The following is a 25806-nucleotide window of genomic DNA, read 5'->3' on the forward strand; positions in this document are numbered from 1 at the left end:
CAATATGAAAATATTACCCGAAATATCTAAAACAATAATTAATGAATATGAAAAAGGAAATCTAGTAAATGCAATGCTTTTTTGGGGAGAAAGATTTTCTTTTAAAAAGACAACTGCAATTACACTGGCAAAAAAAATTTTAAACACAAAAACTTTAACAAATCCTAATTTAATCATTCTCTCAAGCCTTAATATAGTGGAAGCAAAAGCATATCTCAGTTCAACATCAGAAGTTACAAATCGATACCTAGAATATGTCAAAAACATTATTTTCACTAAATATAACTTTAGTCATGACAAAAACTTGAAAAAAATAGAAACAAATATAAATTTTATTAACAAAATTTATTACAACAATGAATACAATGACACAACAACAAAAGAACTTATTAATAAAATTGAAGAAATAATTAAAGAAATAAATTTCAACATTACAATTAACGATATTAGGAAAATTAAATCTTGGGCATTATCTGAAAAAGACAAGATAAAGATAATTTACATTAATGAGATTGAAAACCTAAATTTTAATGTCTTTAATGCATTGTTAAAAATACTAGAAGAGCCACCTTTAAACATTTACTTTATTTTATCTACAAGAAATAAAAATAAGATTCCAAAAACAATTCTATCTAGACTTAGAACATACGAATTTAAAAAAGAAAATAAAGAATTTGCCATTACACAATTTCAAGAAACTTTCAAAAAAAATGACAAAATTACCACAGAAGAATACTTTAAATCATTTAATAGCGAAGAACAAATAAAATTACAAGAAGAAGTTAAAAGAATTCTAGATATAGTACAAAAAAAACAGGGTATATTTAATCTAGGTACATTTAACTTTATAAAAGATGAAAACATATTTTATCTATTTTTAGAAGAACTTAAAAAGCAACTTAGAAATGAATTTTTAAATCAAGACTTAGATATAAAAATATACTTAAAAAGATTAGCATATCTAAAACATATCCTGAAATACAATCCTTACAATCAAAATAAAAAATCAATAATCGAAAATTTAATGCTACATTATGAGGATTAATGAGTAAATTCTTAAAGAAAACACTGACTAAATTAAATAAATTATCAAGCGATCAAAAACTTAAATTTATTCAAGATATTTATAAAAAAATAGAAATATACGATGGTATTTTCGCATCTATTAATGAAGGAATTTTAGTACTTGATAAAGTTAACAACATAATCTATCTAAACAAAATGTTATTCCAAATTTTATCTATAAGTCCTAAATATAAACTAGAAAATCTTAAAGATATTCCCATTTCATCACTAACACATTTGATAGAAGAACTAGCAGTCAATGAAGATAAAATAATAGGATTTGAAGTACAAATTTCAACAAACATATATATCAAAATATCATTTATGCCATACGTTAAAGAGAAAAAACTTGAGGGTAATATCATTTTAATTGAAGACATTAAGGACAAAAAACATAAAGAAGAACTCTTTAGAAGAGCCGAAGCTTTAGCCGCATTTACAAGACATGCAAGAAACATAGCACACGAGATCAAAAATCCCTTAGGAGCAATTGATATAAATTTACAACTACTAAAAAAAGAAATAGATAGACAAAACATAAAAAGCACAAAGGCAAATAATTATTTTAAAATAATTAAAGAAGAAATAAATAGAATGGATAAAACCGTAACGGATTTTTTATTAACAGTAAGACCAATAAAAATAATGCCCAAAAAAAGAGACATTTCCAGCATTATAAAAAGCGTATATAATCTATTAAATCCAGAACTAGAAAACAAAGATATTAAATTTTTACTCAATCTAAAAAAAGTAAGCCTCGCATTAATTGATGAAAAACTTATAAGACAAGTAATTATCAATATAATAAAAAACGCAGAAGAAGCATTAATTGAATCAAATAAAAAAATAAAAAAAATAGAAGTATCTATTCACGAAAATGAAGATAACATTTATATTACTATCAAAGATAATGCCAATGGAATAAAAAATGAAACAAAAGACGACATATTCAAACCTCAATTTAGCACAAAAGAAAATGGAAGTGGAATAGGACTTACTATTTCCTATAAAATAGTTAAAGAACATGGTGGTGAAATTTTTGTAGAAAGTAAAGAAATGAAAGGAACATCTTTTACAATAACACTTCCAAAATTAAATACAGGAAAAATCTTAATTGAAGGATGTTTAGAAAATGAGTAAATTATTGGTAGCAGATGATGAGAAAAATATACGAGAAGGGATAGCAACTTACCTTGAAGAAGAAGGTTACTTTGTATTTACAGCTAGTGACGGAGAAGAAGCTCTTGAAATAATTCAAAACGAAAAAATTGATGCTATAATATCTGATCTTAGAATGCCTCAAATATCAGGAGAAGAATTATTAAAAATTGTAAAAGACAAAAATCCAAATATACCCTTAATTATTCTTACAGCACATGGAACCGTAGATTCAGCAGTTGATGCTATGCGAGAAGGTGCTTACGATTTTTTAACAAAACCTGTTGACCTTGAAAGATTATTACTAATCATCAAAAGAGCTTTAAAAAAGAAAAATGATAAAAAACATCAAAATGTATTACAAGAAAACATAATTATCCGAAAAAATCTAAGCTATTATGAAGAGATATTTGGAAAATCACTGATAATGCAAAAAACCTTAGAACTTGTAAAAAAAATTGCAAAATCAAAAGCATCTGTTCTAATAACTGGAGAGAGTGGTGTTGGAAAAGAAGTAATAGCAGACGCCATATTTGATTTATCAAATAGAAATGACAAACCTTTCATTAAAGTCAATTGCGCTGCACTATCTGAAAGTATACTTGAAAGTGAACTGTTTGGCCATGAAAAAGGAGCATTCACAGGTGCAATTTCTCAAAAAAAAGGCAGATTTGAACTGGCAGATAAAGGAACCATATTTTTAGACGAAATAGTAGAAATCTCACCTGAAGTTCAAGTGAAATTATTAAGAGTCCTTCAAAATAAAACATTTGAACGAGTAGGAGGCGAGACAACTATGAAAGTTGATATTAGGCTATTAACAGCAACAAATAAAAACATTGAAGAAGAAATTAAAAAAGGAAAATTTAGAGAAGATTTATTTTATAGACTTAACATCATAAATATAAATATTCCACCACTAAGAGAGAGAAAAGACGATATTCTAAATTTAACAAAAATACTAATTAAAGGCGTTGCAAGTGAAAATAATAGAGAAGAAAAAAATCTATCTAATGATGCACTAAAAGCCCTTTATGCATATGATTGGCCGGGTAATATCAGAGAACTAAAAAATGTACTTGAGAGCGCATTAATCTTATCTAAAGGAAAACAAATTGTTAAAGATGATCTGCCTCCCAAAATCAAGAACAACACAAATCAAACATTTAAAATAACATTACCAATAGGAATAAGCTTAAAAGAAGCAGAAAAAGAAATTATCAAACAAACACTTCTGCACTCCAAGAATAATAAAAGCAAATGTGCTGAAATACTTAAAATAGGAAGAAAAACCTTGCACAATAAAATTACAGAATACAACATATATTAACTAACACATATAGCAACTATTAATTAATAATTAGTATCAAACAATACATCTATTATGCTATAGTGTATATTTTTTATACCAAAAAACTATTAATAATAACAATAATATATCAAGTCGAAACACATTAAGTAAATCTTTTAAATAAAGTGTAGCAAAAAATTACACCCCTATATTTAATTTTTTTTAAATTATCACATTATAATAAACACAATTTAATAATCTAATTTTGTCCCTTTTAAAATTGTCATAGGATTAACAGGACCATCTCTCTTTAATATTTCGAAATGTAAATGAGGACCAGTAGAGCGACCAGTCTGCCCCACTCTACCAATAATACCCCCTGCTCTTAAAATATCTCCTTTTTTAACAACATAAGAACTAAGATGTCCATAAAGAGATTTAACATTATTTTTATGTTCCACAACAACAAAATTACCATAAACATTATTAAACCCAACTACACCAACAACACCATAAGCTGAACAAAAAACCAAAGAGTTAATAGGAGCTGCAAGATCTATACCTGTATGAAAACTTTTAACACCAGTAAAAGGATCTGGTCTAAATCCAAAATCAGAACTTACAATAAAGCTCTTTAACGGAAAAATAAAATCAGAATTTAAAAAGAAAAGCATCTCTGTACTTGAAAAAAAACTTAATTTTGGATGCTTGAGAGAATCAAAAAAATAAAAGTCATAAATCTTATTATTCCTCTTAATCTTTACTTTTTCTGCTTTTGACAAATCCCTTGTCGCTAATAGCAAATTATTAAATCTGTAATCTTTATTATTAAGGACAAAAATACCCTTTCTACTAGGTAATAAAATTTCTTGTCCTACCTTTAAAGAAGGAGAATCCAACATATTAATTGTAGCAATACTAGCTTGCCATCCATTCAATTTATTTGAAATCTTAAAAAAAGTATCTCCCCCTTTTACTCGATATAAATAAACAAATAAAGGAACATTTTCTTTTTTATTATATTTAGAAATTTTTCTTCTCAGATCATAAAAAATAGGATCCTTATTTGAAAAATTTTTTATCTCAGGATAAGAATATAAGAAAGCAAATTGTAACAAAAAGAATAAAAACTCAAATAAAAAAATACACTTATCCATAATAGCTAAATATCAATTAATATAATAACAATTTCAAAAAAAAGAAACGATAAATAAACTTGTAAATAAATAAAAACTATATTAAACTGGTCTTAATTATGGAATTAAACGAATATCAAATAAAAGCTAAACAAACGGCAAAATATAAAAATAAAAAAGAAGAACTAATCTTAACCACACTTGGACTTGCTGGTGAAACAGGAGAAGTGGTAGAGAAAATAAAAAAATTAGGTAGAGATAGAGAATATGTCCTTGATGAAGAATATTTACTGGCAATAAAGAAAGAACTTGGTGATGTATTATGGTATATTTCAAATCTAAGCAATAATCTTGGAATAACACTTGAAGATGTTGCAATAACAAATTTAGAAAAATTAAAAAAAAGATATGAAAACGGAACAATTAGTGGTGAGGGTGATGAGAGATAAAAGACACTATTTTATGTAAATATATAAGCAATTATAATGGAAATTTATATAAAAGGAATATTAATTGGCAGTGCAAGTATAATACCGGGTATCTCAGGAGGTACGCTTGCCTTAATACTAGGAATATATTATAACATCATTTATTCATCTACCAGTCTTATAAAGCTAAAGAGAGTAAAAGAAAACATAATTTTTCTAGGAAAGTTATCACTTGGAATATTAACTTCAACAATAATACTTGCAAAAATATTTAAAAATTACATTTTAGACAATTCAATAAAAGAAATGTATTTAAATATATTTTTCATAGGGTTACTTACGGGCAGCATATTTACATTAAAAAAAGGAATTAATACAAATTTGCAATTTAACAAAAATAAAAATATTAATAAATATCTATTATTTCTAATTGGATTTTTAACCATACTATTCTTCCTAGTTTTAAAAAATTATAATGTATCGCTAAATTTAACAACAAATCAAAACAAAACCTCAATTCAATACTATCTATTACTTGCCAGTTCAGGAATAATAGGTGGTGCTGCAATGATCCTACCAGGAATATCAGGTTCACTCATATTACTTAGTCTTGGAACTTACAGAGAAATAATAAACATAATCGCACAAATTAACATCATTCCATGTATAATATTTGGTATTTTTACAATAATAGGCATAGGAATTACAATACTGATCATCAAAAAAACAATAGAAAAAAATTTAATCAATTTCCTCTATCTATCTATGGGACTAATTTCAGGAACAATCATACAAATGATATTTATCACAACTAAACTACAAGTAAAGCTTAGCCCAACAATTTACGCACTCTCAATTACCTTACTTGGAATAGGAATATACATAAACAATTTCTTTAAACAATCTATTTAGCAGTAACAAACAATCTTGAAATTTTAAATACCGAAAACCGGACTTGAACCGGTACGGAGCTTCCTCCTCAGGATTTTAAGTCCTGTGTGTCTACCATTTCCACCATTTCGGCATCGGTAGTAATGATATAATAATGCAATAACGATGTCAAGAATTAAATAAAATTTAAATTTATTCATCTATTCAATTAAAATACTTTTTGGAAAGCCATCTATATAAAAATTATCATATAAATAGCTTAAAATAACATACATTAAAGAATGAAGAGAGATTTGTGCTGCAAAATTAGAACAAAATTTAGAATCAATGACATTAATTATATGAAAAGGACTGGTTGAATGGTAAAGCAAATTAAAAAAACCATTTCTAATGATCATATTCAATAAAACAAGTTCACTCTTATTTAAAATAAAAAGCAAATTTTCATATCTACGACTTAAATATTTTATTTGCTCATTAATAATAGCAATATCTAAATTATCAGCTATTTTTTCATCAAAATTAAAAACAACAATACCATAATTCCGATCTTTAAACATAAAATCAACAACCACACCCAATCTATACTCATAAAACCCTTCTATCAACTCTAAAATTTGTATTTTAATTTTTTCTTTAGCAAGAAGACCTATAGATAAAATATCATTTTGTCTAATAAAATATGCATTCTGAAAATCTCCAAATGCAACCTTATTATTAACTAGATCTAACTCCTCTTTATTACTTAAATTTTTAATGATAACCAAATCAAAATCCGAACAAAACAGATTATAAGCAATATCTACTAATAGATTAAGTGAAACTAAATTCTTAGGAAAATTAGCAACACTAAACTCTAAAATATTAAAATTTCTTTTTGAAAAACTACAAGATAGCACCAATAAACTAAGAAATAAATTTCTCAAGTTCAAGTCTAGTCTTAATAATCTTAAAGACAAGCCCATATTTGACTGCTGATTCACTGTTTAACCAAAAATCTCTATCAGTATCCTTCTCTACCTTATCAAGGTCCTGACCCGTCTCTTTTGCAATAATATCATTAAGTTCACTCTTAACCTTATTAAGCTCATTTGTATAAATTTCAATATCTGTAGCAACACCCTTAAAGCCACTTAATGGTTGATGCAATAAATATCTTGCATGTGGCAAAGAAAACCTACTCTTTGAATCTGCTGCTAAAAAAATTAAAGCACCAGCACTTGCAACAAGCCCAACTCCAATCGTAAAGACCTTAGGCCTTACAAAACGTATCATATTAAAAATAGCAAAGCCAGCATCAATATCACCACCCTCTGAATCAATATAAACAAATATTGGTTTACTTGAATCTGATGCTTCTAAAAATAATATTTTTTCTTGAAATAACTTAGAAGTATCCTTGTCAATCTCACCTGTAATAACTATTGATCTACTCTTTAACGCAAATTCTAATGATTTTTGTATTTCTGCTTGCACATTTTTATCCTTAAAATCCATAAACTAACCCTTGAAACAATATAATTTAATATACATATTATAGTTAAAAACAAAAGGTTTTTAAATCTTCATACAAATATAAAAATAAATAACATGAAAATAATTAAATATAAACAAAACAAGTAAAAAATTTTAATAAAAATAAACTGTAAAATAATTTATAAACAAATTGCTTACTTGAAAATAATTTTTTAAAATTACAAAAAAATCAAATTCTAAATAAAGGAAAACCAAATGGAATATGAATTTGCAATTATTGGGGGTGGTATTGCTGGAAGCACTTTAACTTATGAAATAATCCAAAGAAAAAAAAGTGTAATTTTATTCGATGACGGAAAAGACAAAGCAACAACAGTAGCTGGAGGACTTATTAACCCTATTATGGGAAGAAAAATGAATATTGCTTGGAAAGAAGCTGAAATTTTTACATTTGCAATTCAATATTACAAATCAATGGAAAAAAATATTCATTGTAATTTTTTCAAAGAAAATCATATATTTAGACCATTTACCACAAAAACCCAAAAAGGAGAATTACTTTCAAAAATCAACAATGATGCAAATTTGAAAGACTTTATTATAGAAATAAAGAATGATAGAATAAATAATTTTTCTAATGATAACGATGGAGGCATACTAATAAATGGAGCAACAATTAATACAAATTTATATATAAATAACCTAAAGAAATACTTTATTAAGTATCATAAATATATAGAAAAAGAGATCAATCACAAAAATATTAAAATAAACGAAAAATTTTTTACAATAAACAAATTAAAATTTAAAAAAATAATCTTCACAAAAGGATATAAAGAAAAAATTGAAGGATTCTTTTCATATCTTCCATTCAAATTAGCAAAAGGAGAAATGCTTATAATAGAAATTCAAGGACTCAATCTTAAAGAAATCTACAATAGGCATGTATCATTAATACCTTTAAAAAACAATAAATATTATCTTGGAGGAACTTATGAATGGCAAACTCTAGATAAAAGCACAAATGAATGGGCAAAAGCAGAATTATTAGAAAAACTCAAAAAAATTACAAATCTAAATTACAAAGTAATAGAACACAAAGCACACATAAGACCCTCCACACTTGATCGAGAACCCTTTATTGGAGAACACCCACAATATAAAAATATATTTATATTAAATGGATTTGGAACAAGAGGAATATCAATGGCACCATATTTATCCAAAAAAATTTTAGATTATATTGAAAATAAATCTAATTTACCAACTTATTATGACATTAAAAGGTATGAAAACTTATACAATCCTTAAAATGAAAGTACTCTAAAATAGCCAATTAATTTTTTTCAAACTTTTATTGCAATGAATAATTTATATTTAAAATATTTCTAATTTCACAAAAAAATAATATAATATGTCTAGTGTGTGTCAAACTAAAATATAATAGTCAAAATAACACCTATCTATCTCTTACTAAAGCAAATACTCAACATACAATATCAAGGAGTATCTGTTATTAAGTTAAAAAATTATTTTAAAAAAATGCCAAATATCAATATAACCATACTGCTTATTTTGAAAACCAATTTTGACATATATATTTACAACTTACTAAACAAAAAAAATTGGGAGATCATTTTTGAATTTTAATATCAATATCCTTGGCACGGGGGGCACAAGACCACTATATAACAGATATTTAACATCTATTTTAATTGAATACCATGGAGAAAGCTTTCTTTTTGATTGTGGAGAAGCCACGCAAATGTCTCTTAGAAAACAAAAAATATCATGGCAAAAAATTAAAATAATTTGCATCACGCACTTACACGCAGATCACATCACAGGACTACTTGGAATAGTAATGTTAATGGCACAAAGTGGCGATACAAGAAAAGAACCTTTAACCATTATTGGTCCTATAGGTATCAAGAAGTACTTGGAAACAAATATTGAACTATTAAGAGTACACAAAAATTATCAAATAATATATAAAGAAGTAATAATTAATAAAACAGACCCTATATTATATGAAGATAAAAGAAAAAGAATCGAATACATTAAACTTAAACATTCAATAGAGTGTATTGGATATCTATTCATAGAAAAAGACAAACCCGGAAAATTTGACACACAAAAAGCAGAAAGCCTAAATATACCAAAAGGACCTATTAGAAAAAAACTCCAAGAGGGAAATGAAGTAATACTTGATGGAAGAAAAATATCACCTTCTGAAATATTAGGAGAGACCCAAAAAGGACTCAAATTTGCATATATTACAGATACAGCTTATTTTGAAGAATTAAGCACACAAATTCAAAATTTTAATTTAGTAATTATTGAAAGTACATTTAAAAATGATTTAAAAGAAGAAGCCAAAAAAAAATTACATTTAACAGCAAAATTAGCAGCACAAATTGCAAAAAAAGCAAAAGTATATCAAACTGGACTTATACATTTTAGTGAAAGATATACGCTAAATAAAGATTTATGTGAATTACTAAATGAGGCACAACAAGAATATCCAGATGGAAACATATTTTTAACAAAAGATGGTATGAAACTTAAAGCAAATAAAGATAAATTTATTATAAAATAATAATATCTAAGGAGATAACATATGATACACGTAAACAATATTACTAAAACATATGGTTCATTTACAGCTCTCTTAAATGTTAGCTTCAAAGTTGACGAAGGGGAAGTGCTTGGAATACTTGGTCCAAATGGAGCAGGAAAATCGACATTAATTAAAATTTTAACATCATTTCATTATCCAAATAAAGGAAATGTAAAAATCTTTGGAAAAGATATAACTGAAAATTCAAAAGAAATATTACAAAACATAGGGTACATACCTGAAAAACTGGCTCTTTATCCTGAACTCTCAGTTAAAGAATATTTAAATTTTATATCAGAAATTAAGGGTGTTACAAATCAAACCAAAGAAATAGATAAAGCAATAAGCATTTTTAAACTTGGAAGTGTTAAAAATAAACTAATATCCACACTATCAAAAGGATTTAAACAAAGAGTAGGAATAGCTGGCGCTTTAATTAACAATCCCAAACTTGTAATACTAGATGAACCAACAAATGGTCTTGATCCAAATCAAATTATTGAATTTAAAGAATTTTTAAAAGAACTTGCAAAAAATAGTACAATACTATTTTCTTCTCACATTTTAAGCGAAGTTGAATCAATTTGTAAAAGAATAGTCATTATTAATAATGGAAAAATTATTGCTGATGACACTAAAGCAAATATAGCCAAAAATAGACTTCAAGAAGGTGAACTAGAGCTTATTATTTATAAAGATTCTGGGAAAATCAAAGAACATTTCAATAACAATGATATCTTTACATCAATTAAAATAGAAGAATTTGAAAAAGAAATCAATATTTCATTAAGACTCAAACCCAATAAAAGTGAGAGAGAACTTTTTAATTATATTATAAGTAAAGAAATGATACTCAAAGCAATGATTCCAAAACATGAAAGTTTAGAGAAAATATTTAGCAAACTAACAAAGGAGAAACAAGAATGAAAATCGATTTAAAACAATCTTTAATTTTATCAAAAAAAGAATTAAAAGTTTTATTTGGAACACCAACTGCATATGTTGTAATGCTATTTTTTTTAATATTTGTCAATTTTTCCTTTATTTTCTTATCAGGATTTTTTATTAAAGACAATGCCTCATTAATGTCCTATTTTTCATCAATGCCTATAATCTTAATGTTGGTTCTTCCAGCTCTAAGCATGGGAGTATTTTCAGAAGAATATAAAACGGGAAGTATCGAATTACTTTATGCACTACCAATAAACCCACAAGAGATAGTACTTGGCAAATTTATTACACTTAAAATATTTACACTAATACTTTTTGCTCTCACGTTGCCACTAACATTAATGACAATCTTTATGGGTGAATTTGATCTTGGTATAATATTCCTACAATATTTAGGAATAATTCTTTATTCTCACTCAGTGCTTAGCATAGGAGTCTTTATATCTTCTATTACTAGAAGTCAAATAGTGTCTTACGTAATAAGTGTGTTTATTTTAGTCATAATAGTATTTTCAGGAAAGTTAATAATGATATTTGGAAAAGATAATATATTTGGACAAATACTCAACTTTATTTCAATTAGTAATCACTTTGCTTATTTTAATATGGGAATATTAAATTTATCAGACTTAATCTACTTCACTACACTTTCAATTATATTTTTAATATTAAGCTCATACAGCATAAGACTAAAAAAATGGAGATAGTTATTTTATGAAAAACAAAAATCAAGAGGTTTTAAATTTAATCTTAAATCTTATAATAGTACTTCTAATCTTTTGTAACATATCTATTTTTACTCTCAAAATAGACTTTACTAAAAACAAAGCTTTCACAATTTCTCAGGTTACAAAAGACTTATTTTCAAATGCAAATGAAAAAATATATATTACTTACTATAATTCCGCAAGCCTTAGCAATTATTTTGCATTCCCAGAACAAATAAAAAATTTTTTAACAAGTTTTGCCGATGCTTCAAGTGGAAAAGTCATCTACAAAGATATAGATGCTGATAAAATAACAACTCCATTAGAACAAATTGGAATTCCATCACAACAAATAGATTTAAGAGAAATTAATCAGCTCTCAATACTAAAAATATATTCAGGGATTGAAATCACTTATGAAAGCAAACGTGAAGTACTTCCAATAGTAACAGAAATTGGCAATTTAGAATATGATCTTGCAAGCAGTCTAGATAAATTAATAAACAATACACAAAAAGTATTAGGACTTGTATTTGGAGATACAAATTTAAAATCAACACATAAAAATTTTATAGAAATAATGGAAAAAGCTTTTAAAACTAAAGTCAAAGAAATAAATATAGAAAACGAACAATTAAAAGATATAAATGGACTATTTATTATTGGTTCCAAAGATATAAATGAAAATACATTAAAAAAAATTGACGAGTTTATCGTAAATAACGGAAAGATATTGATAACTACAAGCAAAATTGATTATAACCCTCAAAATCCATATGCAACAGCTCCAATTCAATCTCCAATATTTAATCTCATTGAAAGTTATGGTATTAAATACAACGAAAATATTGTACTTGATAAGAAATCACCAAGTCTTTTTTTGGGAGGCAATTTTCAAGCATATTATCCATGGATCTTGGTTAATAAAAACAATATCATAGATTCCAATAATCCTTTACTGAAGAATTTCTACGATGCCATAATTCCTTGGAGTAATTCACTAAATCTTATAGAAATTAAAGAAAATAATAAAGAAAATAATGATGACATCAAATATTTACCTCTCTTTGCAAGTTCTAAAGAATCTTGGCAAGCTAACAACGAAGAGGTTGCAAATATAGCTATGTATTCATTCAATGTACCTAAAACATTTGACAAAGACAATCAACAAATTCTTGGATATTCGCTCGAAGGAAAAATTAAAAGTTTGTATAAAGATATAAAATCTGAAAATTCAAAAATAATTTTACTAGGTTCAAGCATGATCTTTAGTGATTACATGTATAACGGTTCACCTTCAAATTTTGAATTTGCCGGACGAATTTCAGATTACCTAATGCAAAAAGAAGCCTTTTTTAACATCAAATCAAGAGAAGTACGCTCAAAACTCAAATTTATAAATTCCTCAAAAGAAATGTTAAACGCAAAATTTTCGTTAATAATAATAAATCTAGTCATATTACCCATAGCAATAATCACCTTTGGACTTGTTAGATTTACAAAAAAAAGAAGAACCAATTAAGGAGAATTTATGGAAAATAAAAAAATCTTTCTAGGAATGAGAGAAAATATCAAAATAATAACAATTATAATATTAACATCCACATTTTTGTTAGGAATAATATTCTCCAATCAAAACCAAGTTACAAAACTTTTAGAAGAAAAATTTTTTGCAATTGATTTCAAGCAAACTGCAAAAATCGAAACAGCTCTTGAGGGAACAATTACAAAATCGGGTAAAGGTTGGGAACTTAAATACAATGATATCAAACTTCCAATTGACGAACAAAAAGTTAACTCTATGATTCAAGATCTAGAAAAACTACAAAAAAATAAACTTGTAAGCAGGAATCCAAATAAACATAAAGAATTAGGAATAAAAGAAAACCCTGATTTTAAATTTTTTGATGATCAAAACAATTTAATAACCGAAATATTTATTGGAAATAGAGGAAAAGGAGATTCAAGATTATCTTATATCAAGGGTAGTGATGACCATGTATACTTAACAAATAATATCTTCCTATCTTATAAAGATAATTCTTACAATACATTTGCAAATACCAAACTCTTTGATGAGGACAATGCAAAAATAGAAAGTTTATCCTTTAAAATAACAAACAAGTCAAAAAAAACTGAAGAGGATACAATAAAAAATGATTATAAAGTATATATCAAAGATGGTCTTTATTTTTTCAATCAAGAAGTATTACGCAAAGAAAAACTTTTACAAATAATTCAACAATTCACAACAGATGGTCTTGAAATAGATAAAAACAAAATCAATGATTATGATCTCCAATATAATATTGAAATACAATGGGACAACAAAAGTATTAATAACATTGATGTTTACACTAGCAAAGATGAAAAAAATAGAAATATCCTAATGAAAAAAGACAATGATATATATTACTATACCACTAACAGATGGTCTTTTTTTGATATATTTAATTTAGAGAAAAAAATACAAACAAAAGATACAGATACCAATACTGATCTCAATGAAAATCATCTAGAAAACAGTGAGCATAATTGATATCTTGATATATGCAATATAAAACAAAGATAGAAAAACAAAAATATAAAAAAGATATTAAAAACAAATAAGAATGCAAAATATAAAGTATCCTGCTCTTGGGCAGGATATTGTAATATACAACTAAACTTATAAACTCATCACCAAGTTCAAAATTAACTTTAATTTTTTTTATAAAAATACCATTTATTAAAGAAGTTGGTTCTAATTTATCAGATAATTTATAAATTGAATCATCTTTTGCCTTACAAACCAAAACACCATTAACCGATGAAAACAAATAATAAAAATTAACCAAATCGTCATCAAACAAAGTGTTATTAAAATAATTTTCAAGATCTAAATCTTTAAAAAAATTTACATTATACGATTTTATATCATTAATTAAATCATCAATATCAAAATCAATCTGATTTAAAAATTTATTAATAAAATAAAAAAAAGTTAAAAATAAAAGCAAAATTGAAGTTAGAAAAAACAAAAAATAGTATCTAATTAAATAGATAATCCTACTCTCTTATTAGTAAATGCTTAATTTTTTGCAAAATCTCATATTCTTTTTTAATTTTAAAATTACTGCTCTTAAGATTCAAAGAAAGTTCATTTTCTAATTCATTAATAAACTTAATTAACGAAGCACATTCTTCTTTATTTAATTGAATCTGGCTTAAATAGTCATTATCATCAAATTTATTTATTATAGCCTCAACATCATCAAAACTAAAATTAGAAACATCATGACTCTCCTCAAGCCCCCCTCCTTGCTCTTTTAGAGAAGATTCATCCAATTTAACACCATGTTCCACCTTATCTTCAAGATCAATTGTATCATCATAAAGATTTTTTTCTTCAAAATCTTTAATACAACCCTGCAAATCCATACAATTTAAATCCGCCTTTAATACATCCTCAAAATTATCAAGTTTTTTCAAATTACCAGAAGCAAAATTACTAATTTCCTGTTTTTCTGTTGCAAGCAGATCACTATTATCACTCTTTTCCTCTAAATTTATGCCATCACTTACATCCACATCATCAATCTTATGATCAGTAATATCAGTTAAATCATTTAATGTCTCATTCTTTTCCTGAAACTTCACATCATTTGCATCTTGTAAATCTTGACTTAAAAACTTAGCCTCATTTAAATCGGTATTTAAAGATTGTTGTTCATAAGATGAAATATCACTTTTCAAATCTGAGAAAGGTTCATTTAAAATAGAATTATCCTTATGATTACCATTGTCCTTTAAAGCGACACCAGTAGAATTTTCATCATCAATAGACTCAGCTAAAACCTTATCAGGTTCACCTAAATTCGCAACAATATCCTGCTCACCACTATTAGCATCTAAAGATAAATTATTATCACTATCCAAACTCTTAGGCTCACCTCCAAAAACTTCTGCCACATCAGAATCATTTCCCACAGTATTACTATTATCGAAATTTTTTTTAATATCACCTGAAAGCTCGCCAAAACCCCCAAGTAAAGCATCCAATTCTTCTTGAGCAAGTGAAACATTTGGCAAATTATTCTCTCGTTTTACCAATTCACCAAATTCATTATCCATAACCCCAGTTTCATCGCGAGAGCCAATAAAACTCATTGATTTCAAATTAGCACTATCAGAATTTCCAAGAGAATCCAAACTACGTCTCAATATTTCATTCTCAACTCTAGAAATACGTCCCTCAACTTTTTTTAAATAATCAACTAGCTCACCATGTCTTTGTTTTAAAGAATAATCAAGTTTTAACAATTTTTCATCTAATAGCTCTTTGATATCATCAGAACGCAAAGGAATAACTTGAGTATTGACTGAATGTTGCAAAAACACACTATGCATATCAAAATCAACTTCTTTAGGACCTTCTTTAATAAAAAAAGAATTTTTATGATTTACCATATCAAAAGCTTTTCTCCAAATCTATTTGAGCAAAGATCATACACTCACAGTCAACAAATATACACTTGTAAATATAATATATTAAAGATATAATTACAATACAATATGTTCTTAATAAAAAAAATTATGTTCTCTATTTATATAGGGGTAATAAGTTATTTTATGATGACACCAATTTTTGGAGAAATGGGGGTTATTAACTATAAAAAATTAAACAATAATTTAGTTATGATGAAAAATCATATCGAAAACTTAAAAGTAATACAAAAAAATCTAAAAACAAAATATATTAATTTACAAATATCAAAGCCAACTATCTTAAGAGAGGCAAGTAAACTAGGTTATTATCCCAAAAATTCAATTATTATAAAAAATCTTAATGGAGATAAAAATTATTACCAAGGTAATATCTTGACCATAAAACACACATCAAATAATAAAAACATAGACAAAAATTTTTACTTAATATCAATAGTAATTTCACTGATATCTTATTTTTTAATCAGTTATTTTGAGAAAATAAAAATTCTTCACAAAGGGAGATAAAGCTACAATTTCATTCATTATAAAAAATATGCTCTATATGTTGATCAATGCTATTATATCAACATTTCTTTGTATAACAATATTCAATGCATTTTCAAATAATCATTCAAATATTCCATTTACAAAAAAAAACATATTCAAAGATTATTTGGAATATATCGGAATTGTTAAAAGTATTGAAAGCTATAAATTAATATATGATTTCAATCCAAATACCCCATTAGACAAAGATTATTTTGCCAAACACATTTCAGGCAGTCTGTACATAGTTTATAAAACAAAATACAAAGGATTAATCTGGGGAACTACATATAATACCCCTCTTATAAAAGACAAATCGCCAATAAGTGTAATTTTTAGCAAAATAAAAAACACATTGACAATATCAATTCCAGGCTTTATAACATCTTACCTAATAGCCATCTTTTTCATTATCATTTGGACTTTTTTTGTAAAAAATGAAATTTTAAATAACATTTTGGAATATATAATGTTATTTTTGCATTCACTACCAAGAAATCTAATTGTAATCTTGGTAATTACTTTACTCTACTACCTTAAAATAGATCAAAAAAACTTAATAATAGGCGGCTTTGCATGGTTTTTTTCATTTTTCATATTTAATGCTGTAATTTTCAAACAATCGCTAGAGCACAATTTAGCTGAACCCTATATAATAACTGCAAAATCAAGAGGCATTAAAAATTTTTCAATAATAACACTCCATGCATTAATTCCATCTTTAATTCCATTAATAACTCAACTCAGATCTACTCTCACAAGAGCATTCTTTGGCGCTTCTTTTATTGAGATAACATTTGGAATTGATGGAGTTGGAGCCTTAACAATTAATGCAATGAAAAATAACGATTATGTAGTCTATAGAGATTTACTATTTATTGGGGTATTTATTATGCTAATAACAAATTTAATAACAGACATACTAACATACAGTATTAATCCTTACAAGGATGTATAAGAATAATGAAGAAATTAAAAAAAATATATATCTTATTATCGGGTATTTTCATTTTATTTTTAATAATAACTCCTAATTTAATTAATGAAAATTCAAAATTTGCAATATACAGGAAAGATCCAAACAAAATATATATTAAACAAACAAACAAACTACCTCAATCACCAACAAACACAAATCCTTTAGGAACCGACAAAATGGGCAGAGATATATTATCAAGACTAATAATTGCAACTAGAAATTCTATTTTACTTGCATTTAGTTATGAAGCAATTTCTGTAATAATTGGAATTTTCATAGGAATAATAATAGGAAGCTTTAAATTCAAAACTTGCTTGATAATTTCAAAACTAATAGAAGCATTACAAACAATACCATTTTTTTACATACTAATGTTAATTTTTTATTATTTTGCAAAACAAGAAAATTACAACGTATTAGAAGTTGCATTTACTCTAGCAATAATACACGGATGGATCAAATTTACATTTATCACAAGAAATAATACACTACTAATCAAAAACCTGGATTATGTAAAAGCAAGCAAAACAATGGGTGCAAGTAAATTTAGAATAATAATATATCACATATTTCCCGAAGTTTTTTCGTCAATATCATCAATCATTCCTCTACAAATCTCAAAAAGTCTTACTACTTTTGAAGTAGTAAATTTTTTACAACAACAAGACAAAAGTTCTTATCCAAGCCTTGGAGAACTTTTGGGATATATTGAAATGGGAAGAGAATATTTTTGGATATGGATAAATCCCCTAATTATATTATTAATCATAAACATTATATTAACATCAATAAGTTTAAAACTTAAAAAACACATAAAATCTTTTATATCATCATAAATTACAATCAAACAAGTCTTGGTGCAAATTTTTCTAAAAAACAATTCTTACAAGTTTTACTACGTGATGTACAAATATCTCTTCCATGTCTATTAATAGCCATAGAAAACCTATACTGTTTATCAGAAGGTATCTTACTCCTTAAATCCAGCTCAATTTTTAAAGGCGTCTTCTCAAAAGTAATTCCATGTCTAATAACAACTCTACTAAAATGAGTATCTACAATGATAGCCGGTTTATCATAAACAACACCAAGAATAACATTAGCGGTTTTTCTACCTACTCCTGGCAAAGATATAAGATCAAAAACATTATCAGGAATAACACCATTAAAATGGTCTAAAACCATTCGTGCACAACTTATAATATTTTTAGATTTATTTGAATAAAATCCTAATTTATAAATTAATTTTTCAACATCTACCAAATCAGCACAAGCCAAACTTTCAAAATCACCATATTTTTCAAAAAGTTTAGGCGCAATCTTATTAACCATATTATCAGTTGTTCTTGCACTCAAAATTACCATTATTAAAAGTTCATAATTATTCCTAAAAGTTAAAAAAGGTTTAACACAAGGATATCTAGACAAAGTTTCATCCACAATTAAATTAATGTTAAGCATAAAATAATTATAAAATATCCATAGCTCTAACAGAATATAAACAACAAATATTTTTATTGACAAGGGTTTTTCAACATGATATACTCAACTTTAGGCTCAAAAGCGCCAATAGCTCAATTGGATAGAGCAACAGACTTCTAATCTGTAGGTTTTAGGTTCAAGTCCTAATTGGCGCGTGATTTTTTCGGGACATGGCCTAGTGGCTAAGGCACCTGCTTTGGGAGCAGGGGATCGTGAGTTCGAATCTCACTGTCCCGATTCCACATAAAAAACAGGAAGAATAAATTTTATTCTTCCTGTAGCTGTTGTAAACATATTAATTAATTAAAATCTGACTTAATGTACTTTTTCTAAAGTGTTTAGATCTAAAGTAATGATTGATTTAGATGCATCCTGTAAATAAACATAATTTGCATTCACAGTAAAATTTGTAAATGGTAAGACTTCCTCTTCTGAAAGAATAAACTTACTCAAATCATTTGAAGAAAATTTTGCCAATTTCCAGACATTATTATCCTTAACAACTACCAAAATCATTTCAGAATCAACAAAAAGAGAAGAATCTCTACTCAATTCAAAACCTGCTTGAGATTTTACCTTTAAATTTTCTGTTTTACTTAGTACTTGAAGCTTTGCAATACCTGAACAAAGTTTTATAGCTACAAGATCATCTTCTCTCTCATAAACCCCATACCTTCTAATACCATATTGATAATCCTTACCCACTTGCTCTGTATCTGAATCAATTAACCTAAGAACACCCAAATTAGTGCTAGGATTTAAAATTTCTAAAAATACAGGTTTTGTGTTCTTATCTTTAAGGGGTAATTTATTCATATCTTCAGATTGAACTGGTTTCTCTTTAGCATTTAAAGATTTATTGGGTAATAACTGAGAAGATCGATTATTTGCAATATTAGGAGAATTTTTTGGAACATTTGCCGTAGCCTTTTCAAGTTGTTTTTTCAACTCCTCAGCTGATTTTAATTTTTCATTACTCTTTGATATATCCTTAGGCTTTGACAAACTGTCCTTTTTCTTTTCTTGATTTACATTACTTTGCAACTTATCTTTAATTGGACCTTTTTGTTTATTAAATCCATTATCTACCCCTTTAAGCTTACCTAGATTACTCTCTAAAGCATTTTCTTTAACTACCTTATCATCAACCTGCTTCTCAATCTCTTTTTTCTCAGCATCATCAGTAGCCTTTCTAAGCTGCTGTGCTAAATCCTTAAGTGATTTCAATTCTGCACTACTTTTTGATGTACTTTTAGGTTTTGGTAGTAAATTGTCCTTTTTCTTTTCTTGATTTACATCCTTATCATTCTTTGATATATCCTTAGGCTTTGGTAGTAAATTGTCCTTTTTCTTTTCTTGATTTACATCTTTATCGTTCTTTGATGCATCCTTAGGTTTTGATAGTAAATTGTCCTTTTTCTTTTCTTGATTTACATTACTTTGCAACTTATCTTTAATTGGACCTTTTTGTTTATTAAGTCCACTATCTACCCCTTTAAGCTTACCTAGATTACTCTCTAAAGCATTTTTTTCAATCATCTTATCACGAATTTGCTTATCAATCTCTTTTTTCTCAGCATCATCAGTAGTCTTCTCAAGCTGATTTTCTAGTTCTTCAATAGTCTCAATTAATTGTAATTTTTCATCTACTTTTGGAGAATTTATATCCCCAGGCTTTGGCAAATTTTTATTTTTATTACCCTTATCAATATCCTTCTGTATCCTATCCTTTACTACATCTCTCTGTTTATCCAATTTTTCCTGAGAACTATCTAATTTTTTCTGTGACTTTTTAAGTCCCTCTGTTTTATTTTTTAAAACATTTTTTTCAGTTATTTTATCATCAATTTGCTTTTCAATCTCTTTTTTCTCAGTATCATCAGTAGCTCTCTCAAGTTGCTCCCTCAAATTATCAATAGTCTCAGTTAATTCATCATCGATACTTTTTAAAGTATTAGATTCAATATCAATTTTTTCCTGATCAACATCACGCATGTCACCTTGAATATCAGTTAAATCTCTCGCAAAATTTGTACCAACTACTTCATTCTCACTCAAAAGAGAGGCCAATACTTTTTCCGTAACTATTTTATCAAGATCAACATCTGATTCAATGTCTCCTGACAAAATATTTCTCTTAAGAGGAATAAAAATATGAGTCTTTCCAGCCCATTGACTATAAACTCTTGAAAGCCCTACATTATTCTTACTTAAATCCGTAAGAGACGAATTAATATAAGCATCATTATAATAATCCAAATCACCACGATAAGCAGCATTATATATGGTAATAGCCTTAGCAAGCAATTCTGCACTCTCTTTACCGTATTTAAAACCTTCCATCAAATATCCTGTAAGTATTCTTCTAAGATTTAAAATGCTATCAAGAGACGATTTTGAAGCAATAATAAAAACATCAGAACTACTTTTTTCATCTTCACGATCAATATACCTATTAACATAATATCTGTCGTAATAATTAGCCTTATTATCAACTAAATTCTTAGCCAAAAATTCACCAATACCCACTATCTGTTGGTAAGTATCTGTAGAATCATAAGGACCTCTATAATTAACAAATTCAAGATCCATATTAATAAAATCTTTTAATTTCTTCTTATCAACTTCTCTAGCATGAAAAGTAACAATATTTAAAAAGATTAATAACAAACTAAAAAGTGCCCATATTCTTTTCATAATAAATTCTCCCCCTGGTCAACTATAAACTTTATTATTACTCAATTGGTATAAACTAAAACATCAATTTTAACACAACATAAAATGTATTCAATACATGATACCATAAAATTAACAACAAAATGAATCACAAATTCATAATAATCTCATTAACAAACTTACTAATTTTCTCAGAAAAATTCTGGCGCTTTATAAATTTCAAAAGAATTAGATATTTATCCCTATACTTTTTAAGATTATCATCTGTAGAATTTAAAATAATCTTTCGCAAGCTTAAAAGAACAGCATAAGCTATCTCTAAATTACCCTGATAATTTAATATTATATATTGAATATACTTATACACAAGTTCACCTTGATCATGATAATATTCAAATTTAGCAATATTTTTAACCAATTGAATTACATTGGTAATATCTTTCTCCTGAATTGCAACATTAATAAAACTCTTAACTGAAGTAATATCATCAACATGCATAAAATATTTATAAAGTTGTCCTCTTTGAGATATTCTATCAACTCCATCTCTTGGAGTAAGCCAATTATCAAGAGCCTTTCTATATAAATTTAAATATTTTTTAGGAAAACTACCATATCTCTTTAAAAGGGAATCAAGAGTACTTATAAATTTACGATAAGTAGCCTTATCATATGCAGAATTCAACATTTCATCAAGATTCAAATAAATATTTTCATGTTCTGCCAAAGATTTTTCTCTAAAATCTATTCTATTTTGATGGTATCTATTACCCAATGTATGATTCCAAACAACAACATCAAGCATATCTTTATATTTATAATAATAAGTGGTCAATATCCAATTAAATCCTCCAGTAACAATTATCCCGACATTAGCTACAAGACCCGATATCTCCTTCGTATTATCATACTTATCAACTGATCTAAAATATTCATCAAGAGCTAAAACAGAATTTGATTCTAGAACAATACAAAGATTTTTATTATTATAAAGTACAGCTTCTTTAACATTTAGGGACAAATTTTTAAAAAACATTACTTCAAGAGCTTTACTTAAATTAAAAAAAACCCCAATATCAGATACGGCAACATATTCTCCATTAAATTTTTCAAACAAAAACTTAATAGGATAATTCAAACTAACAGAATTTAATACATCACCAAATTCACTATCATAAACAACGATCTTTCCAGATTGCAATCCAACAATTATATTATTGTCAGTATTTATCATAAATACACTGGGAGAAGACATAAGCGAAACAGTCCACATTTGCTCTCCAGCATCATTAAAAGCAAACATTTCATCATATTCATTGATAATAAAAAAATTACCATTCTCAAGAACAACAGATGGAGTTAATGCCTTTCCTTCTATATCTATCTCAAAAACCTTATACCCATCACCAAGCCTTAAAGCAATAACCCTACCATCAACTGTAGGAATCAAAATATAACCATTGCCTATTGAAGGAGCTTTTGTAGGAGCGACATCCAAGTTATATTTCCATATAAGTTTTCCTCTTCGAATTTTTTGAACCTCATTACGTCCTGTAATAACGTAATATCCACTACCAAAATCCTTTAATAAGAAAGGATAAGGTGTTCTATCTAACCTATAAGAATACTTTTTACTCAAAGACATAGTATAAGTTATTAACCATCTATCTTTTGTCAATACAGTAATAGTATCACGTCTCTCATCAAGGATAGGATTTCCTAAAATTTGTCCTGTTAAAGCTTTTTGGAAATAAAGATTAATATCTGCAAACAAAAAAGAACAAATATTAAAAAATATCAAAACATAAAAATTTACTTTCAAAATCACAAACATCCTAAAATGGGTCAAAATGTGACTAAAGCTTTAAGCTGGCATGTCCTTCATAAAGTTTGTCCCTTAATTCCTTAACTCTAAGATCATCAATATATTCTGAAAAAGTCATAAAACGATCAATTATTCCATTAGGAGTAAATTCAATAATCCTATTAGCTATCGTATCAATAAACTGATGATCATGAGATGTAAACAAAACCACTCCCTTAAAATCTTTAAGACCGGTATTTAGAGATGTAATTGCCTCAAGATCTAGATGATTAGTCGGTTGATCCAATAATAATACATTAGCTCCGCTAAGCATTATTTTTGCAAGCATACACCTTACCTTCTCACCTCCTGAGAGAACATTAACTTTCTTTAAAGCCTCATCTTGGCTAAAAAGCATTCTTCCTAAAAACCCTCTAATATAAGTTTCATTTTGGTCTTTAGAATATTGTCTAAGCCAATCTATTAAACTTAAATCTACATTAAAATATTCTTCATTATCCTTTTTAAAGTATTCAAAATTAACAGTAGTACCCCATTCATAATGCCCCTTATAATCTCTATCTTCATTAGTAATAATATCAAAAAGATAACTTGCTGAAATTGGACTACCTAAAAAAACAATTTTTTGCCCAGGTTCTATGACAACACCAAATTTATTTAAAATAAACTGTCCTTCAAATTCTTTAGTGAGATTCTTAATTGTAAGAACATTTTTTCCAAGATCTCGTTCACTCTTAAAATTAACATAAGGAAATTTTCTTAAAGAAGGTTTTAAATCTTCAATTTTAATTTTTTCAATCAATTTTTTCCTTGAAGTTGCTTGCCGAGATTTTGATGCATTACTTGAAAATCTTTGAATAAAAGTTTTAAGTTCTGCTATTTTCTCTTCAGATCTTTTCTTAGCATCTTTCAATTGCTTATTAAGTATTTGACTAGTCTCATACCAAAAATCATAGTTACCAAGATAAACTTGAATTTTTCCATAATCAATATCAACAATGTGAGTACAAACTTGATTTAAAAAATGTCTATCATGTGAAACAACAATAACTGTATTTTCAAAATTAATTAAAAATTCTTCCAACCACTTAATTGATTGAATATCAAGATTATTAGTAGGCTCATCAAGAAGTAATATATCAGGATCCCCAAAAAGAACTTGAGCTAAGAGTATCCTTACTTTTAAAGCCGCCTCAACATCTCTCATTAAACTAGAATGCAAATACTCATCTATACCCAACCCCCTTAAAAGCACTGCAGCATTAGACTCAGCTTCATAACCTCCAAGATCGGCAAATTCTGCCTCAAGCTCTCCAGCCCTAATACCATCTTCATCGCTAAAATCAGGTTTCAAATAAATCTCATCTTTTTCTTTTTGCAAAGAATAAAGTTTTTTGTGACCCATAATTACAGTATCAATAACTTTAAAATCATCATACGCAAACTGATTTTGTTCAAGAACAGCCATTCTTTGATTTTTAGCAATCGACACTTCGCCCTTGCTAGGCTCAATTGTTCCACCCAAAACTTTTAAAAATGTACTCTTACCAGCACCATTAGCACCTATTATGCCATAACAATTTCCAGAAGAAAACTTAATATTTACATCTTTAAATAAAATCCTCTCTCCAAATGCAACTTCTAAATTACTTACTCTTATCAAACTACTTTTCCACCTAAACTTGACATTTTATTAAAAGAATTATCTTTAAAATAAAGCTAATTTTCAAGTAGTAAATCAATATTTGTATTAATAAATCTTGACTTACTACTTTACTTTTTCGTATATTTATATTATCAAATTAAGGAGATGTTTGAAATGAAAAATATTAAACCTTTAGCAGATAGAGTTTTAATAAAAATAAAAGAAGCTGAGAGTAAAACAATTTCAGGATTGTACATACCAGAAAATGCAAAAGAAAAAACACATATTGGAACGGTTATGGCCATTGGATCTAGCAAGGAAGAAATTAATGTCAAAATTGGAGATACCGTACTTTATGAGAAATATGCTGGTGCTGCAGTAAAAATTGAAGACAAAGAACACCTCATTCTAAAAGCAAAAGAAATAATAGCTATTATAGAAGAATAAGGAAATAGAGAAA

The 25806-nt window shown here is 26.9% G+C and carries 24 protein-coding genes and 3 tRNA genes; 17 read left to right on the forward strand and 10 right to left on the reverse strand.

Annotation, left to right across the window (positions count from 1 at the left end):
• Positions 1–4 precede the first annotated feature (4 nt).
• The 3 genes from U881_RS0103780 to U881_RS0103790 are packed head-to-tail and all read left to right on the forward strand — an operon-like array spanning position 5 to position 3553.
• The gene (locus tag U881_RS0103780; protein WP_024653290.1) at positions 5–1045 is read left to right on the forward strand and encodes a DNA polymerase III subunit gamma/tau; all 1041 of its coding nucleotides are present in this window, start codon (positions 5–7) and stop codon (positions 1043–1045) included.
• Positions 1045–2205: a sensor histidine kinase gene (locus U881_RS0103785; RefSeq protein ID WP_024653291.1), complete on the forward strand. Its 1161-nt coding sequence runs from the start codon at positions 1045–1047 to the stop codon at positions 2203–2205. Before U881_RS0103780 ends, U881_RS0103785 begins: the two co-directional genes overlap by 1 nt.
• Positions 2198–3553, forward strand: a complete 1356-nt coding sequence (locus tag U881_RS0103790) for a sigma-54-dependent transcriptional regulator (RefSeq protein WP_024653292.1) — start codon at positions 2198–2200, stop codon at positions 3551–3553. Before U881_RS0103785 ends, U881_RS0103790 begins: the two co-directional genes overlap by 8 nt.
• A gap of 212 nt (positions 3554–3765) precedes the next feature.
• On the opposite strand, the gene U881_RS13595 is transcribed toward U881_RS0103790, so the two are convergent.
• Positions 3766–4671: a LysM peptidoglycan-binding domain-containing M23 family metallopeptidase gene (locus tag U881_RS13595; RefSeq protein ID WP_024653293.1), complete on the reverse strand. Its 906-nt coding sequence runs from the start codon at positions 4669–4671 to the stop codon at positions 3766–3768.
• A 98-nt stretch (positions 4672–4769) separates the two neighbouring features.
• Here U881_RS13595 and U881_RS0103800 point away from each other — a divergent pair, with 98 nt between their 5' ends.
• Positions 4770–5099 (forward strand): nucleoside triphosphate pyrophosphohydrolase family protein, encoded by a 330-nt coding sequence (locus tag U881_RS0103800; RefSeq protein WP_024653294.1) that lies wholly within the window; start codon positions 4770–4772, stop codon positions 5097–5099.
• 36 nt (positions 5100–5135) lie between these two features.
• Positions 5136–5990 (forward strand): undecaprenyl phosphate translocase family protein, encoded by an 855-nt coding sequence (locus U881_RS10785; RefSeq protein ID WP_084538428.1) that lies wholly within the window; start codon positions 5136–5138, stop codon positions 5988–5990.
• A gap of 28 nt (positions 5991–6018) precedes the next feature.
• On the opposite strand, the gene U881_RS0103810 is transcribed toward U881_RS10785, so the two are convergent.
• The 3 genes from U881_RS0103810 to U881_RS0103820 form a co-directional block, all read right to left on the reverse strand.
• Positions 6019–6102, reverse strand: a tRNA-Leu gene (locus U881_RS0103810).
• 67 nt (positions 6103–6169) lie between these two features.
• Positions 6170–6934 carry a hypothetical protein gene (locus U881_RS0103815; RefSeq protein ID WP_051374040.1) on the reverse strand — a complete coding sequence of 255 codons (765 nt, stop codon included), beginning with the start codon at positions 6932–6934 and terminating at the stop codon, positions 6170–6172.
• The gene (locus U881_RS0103820) at positions 6876–7466 is read right to left on the reverse strand and encodes an ATP-dependent Clp protease proteolytic subunit (protein ID WP_024653296.1); all 591 of its coding nucleotides are present in this window, start codon (positions 7464–7466) and stop codon (positions 6876–6878) included. The genes U881_RS0103815 and U881_RS0103820 overlap by 59 nt, the downstream gene beginning before the upstream one ends.
• A 234-nt stretch (positions 7467–7700) precedes the next feature.
• Here U881_RS0103820 and U881_RS10790 point away from each other — a divergent pair, with 234 nt between their 5' ends.
• The 6 genes from U881_RS10790 to U881_RS0103850 all read left to right on the forward strand — a co-directional run bounded on the left by U881_RS10790 (position 7701) and on the right by U881_RS0103850 (position 14262).
• Complete coding sequence (locus U881_RS10790; RefSeq protein ID WP_038363626.1) at positions 7701–8756, forward strand: NAD(P)/FAD-dependent oxidoreductase; 1056 nt, start codon at positions 7701–7703, stop codon at positions 8754–8756.
• Positions 8757–9084: 328 nt separating this feature from the next.
• Positions 9085–10044, forward strand: a complete 960-nt coding sequence (locus U881_RS0103830; RefSeq protein WP_024653297.1) for a ribonuclease Z — start codon at positions 9085–9087, stop codon at positions 10042–10044.
• A gap of 21 nt (positions 10045–10065) precedes the next feature.
• On the forward strand, positions 10066–10992 hold the full coding sequence (locus tag U881_RS0103835; protein ID WP_024653298.1) for an ABC transporter ATP-binding protein: 927 nt from the start codon (positions 10066–10068) through the stop codon (positions 10990–10992).
• Positions 10989–11723, forward strand: a complete 735-nt coding sequence (locus tag U881_RS0103840) for an ABC transporter permease (protein ID WP_024653299.1) — start codon at positions 10989–10991, stop codon at positions 11721–11723. Before U881_RS0103835 ends, U881_RS0103840 begins: the two co-directional genes overlap by 4 nt.
• Before the next feature lie 7 nt (positions 11724–11730).
• A complete protein-coding gene (locus tag U881_RS0103845; protein ID WP_024653300.1) occupies positions 11731–13245 on the forward strand; it encodes a GldG family protein in 1515 nt (504 codons plus the stop codon).
• A gap of 9 nt (positions 13246–13254) precedes the next feature.
• Positions 13255–14262 (forward strand): DUF4340 domain-containing protein, encoded by a 1008-nt coding sequence (locus U881_RS0103850; RefSeq protein WP_024653301.1) that lies wholly within the window; start codon positions 13255–13257, stop codon positions 14260–14262.
• On the opposite strand, the gene U881_RS0103855 is transcribed toward U881_RS0103850, so the two are convergent.
• Positions 14225–14743 (reverse strand): hypothetical protein, encoded by a 519-nt coding sequence (locus U881_RS0103855; RefSeq protein ID WP_024653302.1) that lies wholly within the window; start codon positions 14741–14743, stop codon positions 14225–14227. The two genes, U881_RS0103850 and U881_RS0103855, sit on opposite strands and share 38 nt — an antisense overlap.
• Before the next feature lie 28 nt (positions 14744–14771).
• Positions 14772–16172, reverse strand: a complete 1401-nt coding sequence (locus U881_RS0103860) for a hypothetical protein (RefSeq protein WP_024653303.1) — start codon at positions 16170–16172, stop codon at positions 14772–14774.
• Between the two features lie 105 nt (positions 16173–16277).
• On the opposite strand from U881_RS0103860, the gene U881_RS0103865 reads away from it, so the two are divergent.
• The 3 genes from U881_RS0103865 to U881_RS0103875 are packed head-to-tail and all read left to right on the forward strand — an operon-like array spanning position 16278 to position 18554.
• Positions 16278–16718, forward strand: a complete 441-nt coding sequence (locus tag U881_RS0103865; protein WP_024653304.1) for a septum formation initiator family protein — start codon at positions 16278–16280, stop codon at positions 16716–16718.
• Between the two features lie 37 nt (positions 16719–16755).
• A complete protein-coding gene (locus U881_RS10795) occupies positions 16756–17697 on the forward strand; it encodes an ABC transporter permease subunit (protein ID WP_038363694.1) in 942 nt (313 codons plus the stop codon).
• A gap of 5 nt (positions 17698–17702) precedes the next feature.
• A complete protein-coding gene (locus U881_RS0103875; protein ID WP_024653305.1) occupies positions 17703–18554 on the forward strand; it encodes an ABC transporter permease subunit in 852 nt (283 codons plus the stop codon).
• A 7-nt stretch (positions 18555–18561) separates the two neighbouring features.
• Here U881_RS0103875 and U881_RS0103880 read toward each other — a convergent pair whose 3' ends face one another.
• Entirely contained in the window at positions 18562–19179 is a 618-nt protein-coding gene (locus U881_RS0103880) for an endonuclease III domain-containing protein (RefSeq protein ID WP_038363630.1), read from the reverse strand.
• 102 nt (positions 19180–19281) lie between these two features.
• Here U881_RS0103880 and U881_RS0103885 point away from each other — a divergent pair.
• Together U881_RS0103885 and U881_RS0103890 are read left to right on the forward strand one after the other, a co-directional pair.
• Positions 19282–19355 (forward strand) — tRNA-Arg (locus U881_RS0103885).
• 9 nt (positions 19356–19364) lie between these two features.
• Positions 19365–19437 (forward strand) — tRNA-Pro (locus U881_RS0103890).
• A 78-nt stretch (positions 19438–19515) separates the two neighbouring features.
• On the opposite strand, the gene U881_RS0103895 is transcribed toward U881_RS0103890, so the two are convergent.
• The 3 genes from U881_RS0103895 to U881_RS0103905 all read right to left on the reverse strand — a co-directional run bounded on the left by U881_RS0103895 (position 19516) and on the right by U881_RS0103905 (position 25364).
• Entirely contained in the window at positions 19516–21897 is a 2382-nt protein-coding gene (locus U881_RS0103895) for a P83/100 family protein (protein ID WP_024653307.1), read from the reverse strand.
• A gap of 127 nt (positions 21898–22024) precedes the next feature.
• A complete protein-coding gene (locus tag U881_RS0103900; RefSeq protein WP_038363698.1) occupies positions 22025–23710 on the reverse strand; it encodes an outer membrane protein assembly factor BamB family protein in 1686 nt (561 codons plus the stop codon).
• 22 nt (positions 23711–23732) lie between these two features.
• Positions 23733–25364, reverse strand: a complete 1632-nt coding sequence (locus U881_RS0103905) for an ABC-F family ATP-binding cassette domain-containing protein (protein WP_024653309.1) — start codon at positions 25362–25364, stop codon at positions 23733–23735.
• 156 nt (positions 25365–25520) lie between these two features.
• Between U881_RS0103905 and groES the strand changes: the two genes are divergently transcribed.
• Positions 25521–25793, forward strand: a complete 273-nt coding sequence (gene groES, locus U881_RS0103910) for a co-chaperone GroES (protein ID WP_024653310.1) — start codon at positions 25521–25523, stop codon at positions 25791–25793.
• The last annotated feature ends 13 nt before the right edge of the window (positions 25794–25806 follow it).

Source organism: Borrelia persica No12, from assembly GCF_000500045.1.
GTDB lineage: Bacteria > Spirochaetota > Spirochaetia > Borreliales > Borreliaceae > Borrelia > Borrelia persica.

Excerpts from the sequence above, each read along its gene's own strand:
- U881_RS0103780 (WP_024653290.1), top strand. The coding sequence starts at position 5 with ATGAAAATATTACCCGAAATATCTAAAACAATAATTAATGAATATGAA.
- U881_RS0103785 (WP_024653291.1), top strand. The coding sequence starts at position 1,045 with ATGAGTAAATTCTTAAAGAAAACACTGACTAAATTAAATAAATTATCA.
- U881_RS0103790 (WP_024653292.1), top strand. The coding sequence starts at position 2,198 with ATGAGTAAATTATTGGTAGCAGATGATGAGAAAAATATACGAGAAGGG.
- U881_RS13595 (WP_024653293.1), bottom strand. The coding sequence starts at position 4,671 with ATGGATAAGTGTATTTTTTTATTTGAGTTTTTATTCTTTTTGTTACAA.
- U881_RS0103800 (WP_024653294.1), top strand. The coding sequence starts at position 4,770 with ATGGAATTAAACGAATATCAAATAAAAGCTAAACAAACGGCAAAATAT.
- U881_RS10785 (WP_084538428.1), top strand. The coding sequence starts at position 5,136 with ATGGAAATTTATATAAAAGGAATATTAATTGGCAGTGCAAGTATAATA.
- U881_RS0103815 (WP_051374040.1), bottom strand. The coding sequence starts at position 6,934 with ATGGGCTTGTCTTTAAGATTATTAAGACTAGACTTGAACTTGAGAAAT.
- U881_RS0103820 (WP_024653296.1), bottom strand. The coding sequence starts at position 7,466 with ATGGATTTTAAGGATAAAAATGTGCAAGCAGAAATACAAAAATCATTA.
- U881_RS10790 (WP_038363626.1), top strand. The coding sequence starts at position 7,701 with ATGGAATATGAATTTGCAATTATTGGGGGTGGTATTGCTGGAAGCACT.
- U881_RS0103835 (WP_024653298.1), top strand. The coding sequence starts at position 10,066 with ATGATACACGTAAACAATATTACTAAAACATATGGTTCATTTACAGCT.
- U881_RS0103840 (WP_024653299.1), top strand. The coding sequence starts at position 10,989 with ATGAAAATCGATTTAAAACAATCTTTAATTTTATCAAAAAAAGAATTA.
- U881_RS0103845 (WP_024653300.1), top strand. The coding sequence starts at position 11,731 with ATGAAAAACAAAAATCAAGAGGTTTTAAATTTAATCTTAAATCTTATA.
- U881_RS0103850 (WP_024653301.1), top strand. The coding sequence starts at position 13,255 with ATGGAAAATAAAAAAATCTTTCTAGGAATGAGAGAAAATATCAAAATA.
- U881_RS0103860 (WP_024653303.1), bottom strand. The coding sequence starts at position 16,172 with ATGGTAAATCATAAAAATTCTTTTTTTATTAAAGAAGGTCCTAAAGAA.
- U881_RS0103865 (WP_024653304.1), top strand. The coding sequence starts at position 16,278 with ATGTTCTTAATAAAAAAAATTATGTTCTCTATTTATATAGGGGTAATA.
- U881_RS10795 (WP_038363694.1), top strand. The coding sequence starts at position 16,756 with ATGTTGATCAATGCTATTATATCAACATTTCTTTGTATAACAATATTC.
- U881_RS0103875 (WP_024653305.1), top strand. The coding sequence starts at position 17,703 with ATGAAGAAATTAAAAAAAATATATATCTTATTATCGGGTATTTTCATT.
- U881_RS0103880 (WP_038363630.1), bottom strand. The coding sequence starts at position 19,179 with ATGCTTAACATTAATTTAATTGTGGATGAAACTTTGTCTAGATATCCT.
- U881_RS0103895 (WP_024653307.1), bottom strand. The coding sequence starts at position 21,897 with ATGAAAAGAATATGGGCACTTTTTAGTTTGTTATTAATCTTTTTAAAT.
- U881_RS0103900 (WP_038363698.1), bottom strand. The coding sequence starts at position 23,710 with ATGTTTGTGATTTTGAAAGTAAATTTTTATGTTTTGATATTTTTTAAT.
- groES (WP_024653310.1), top strand. The coding sequence starts at position 25,521 with ATGAAAAATATTAAACCTTTAGCAGATAGAGTTTTAATAAAAATAAAA.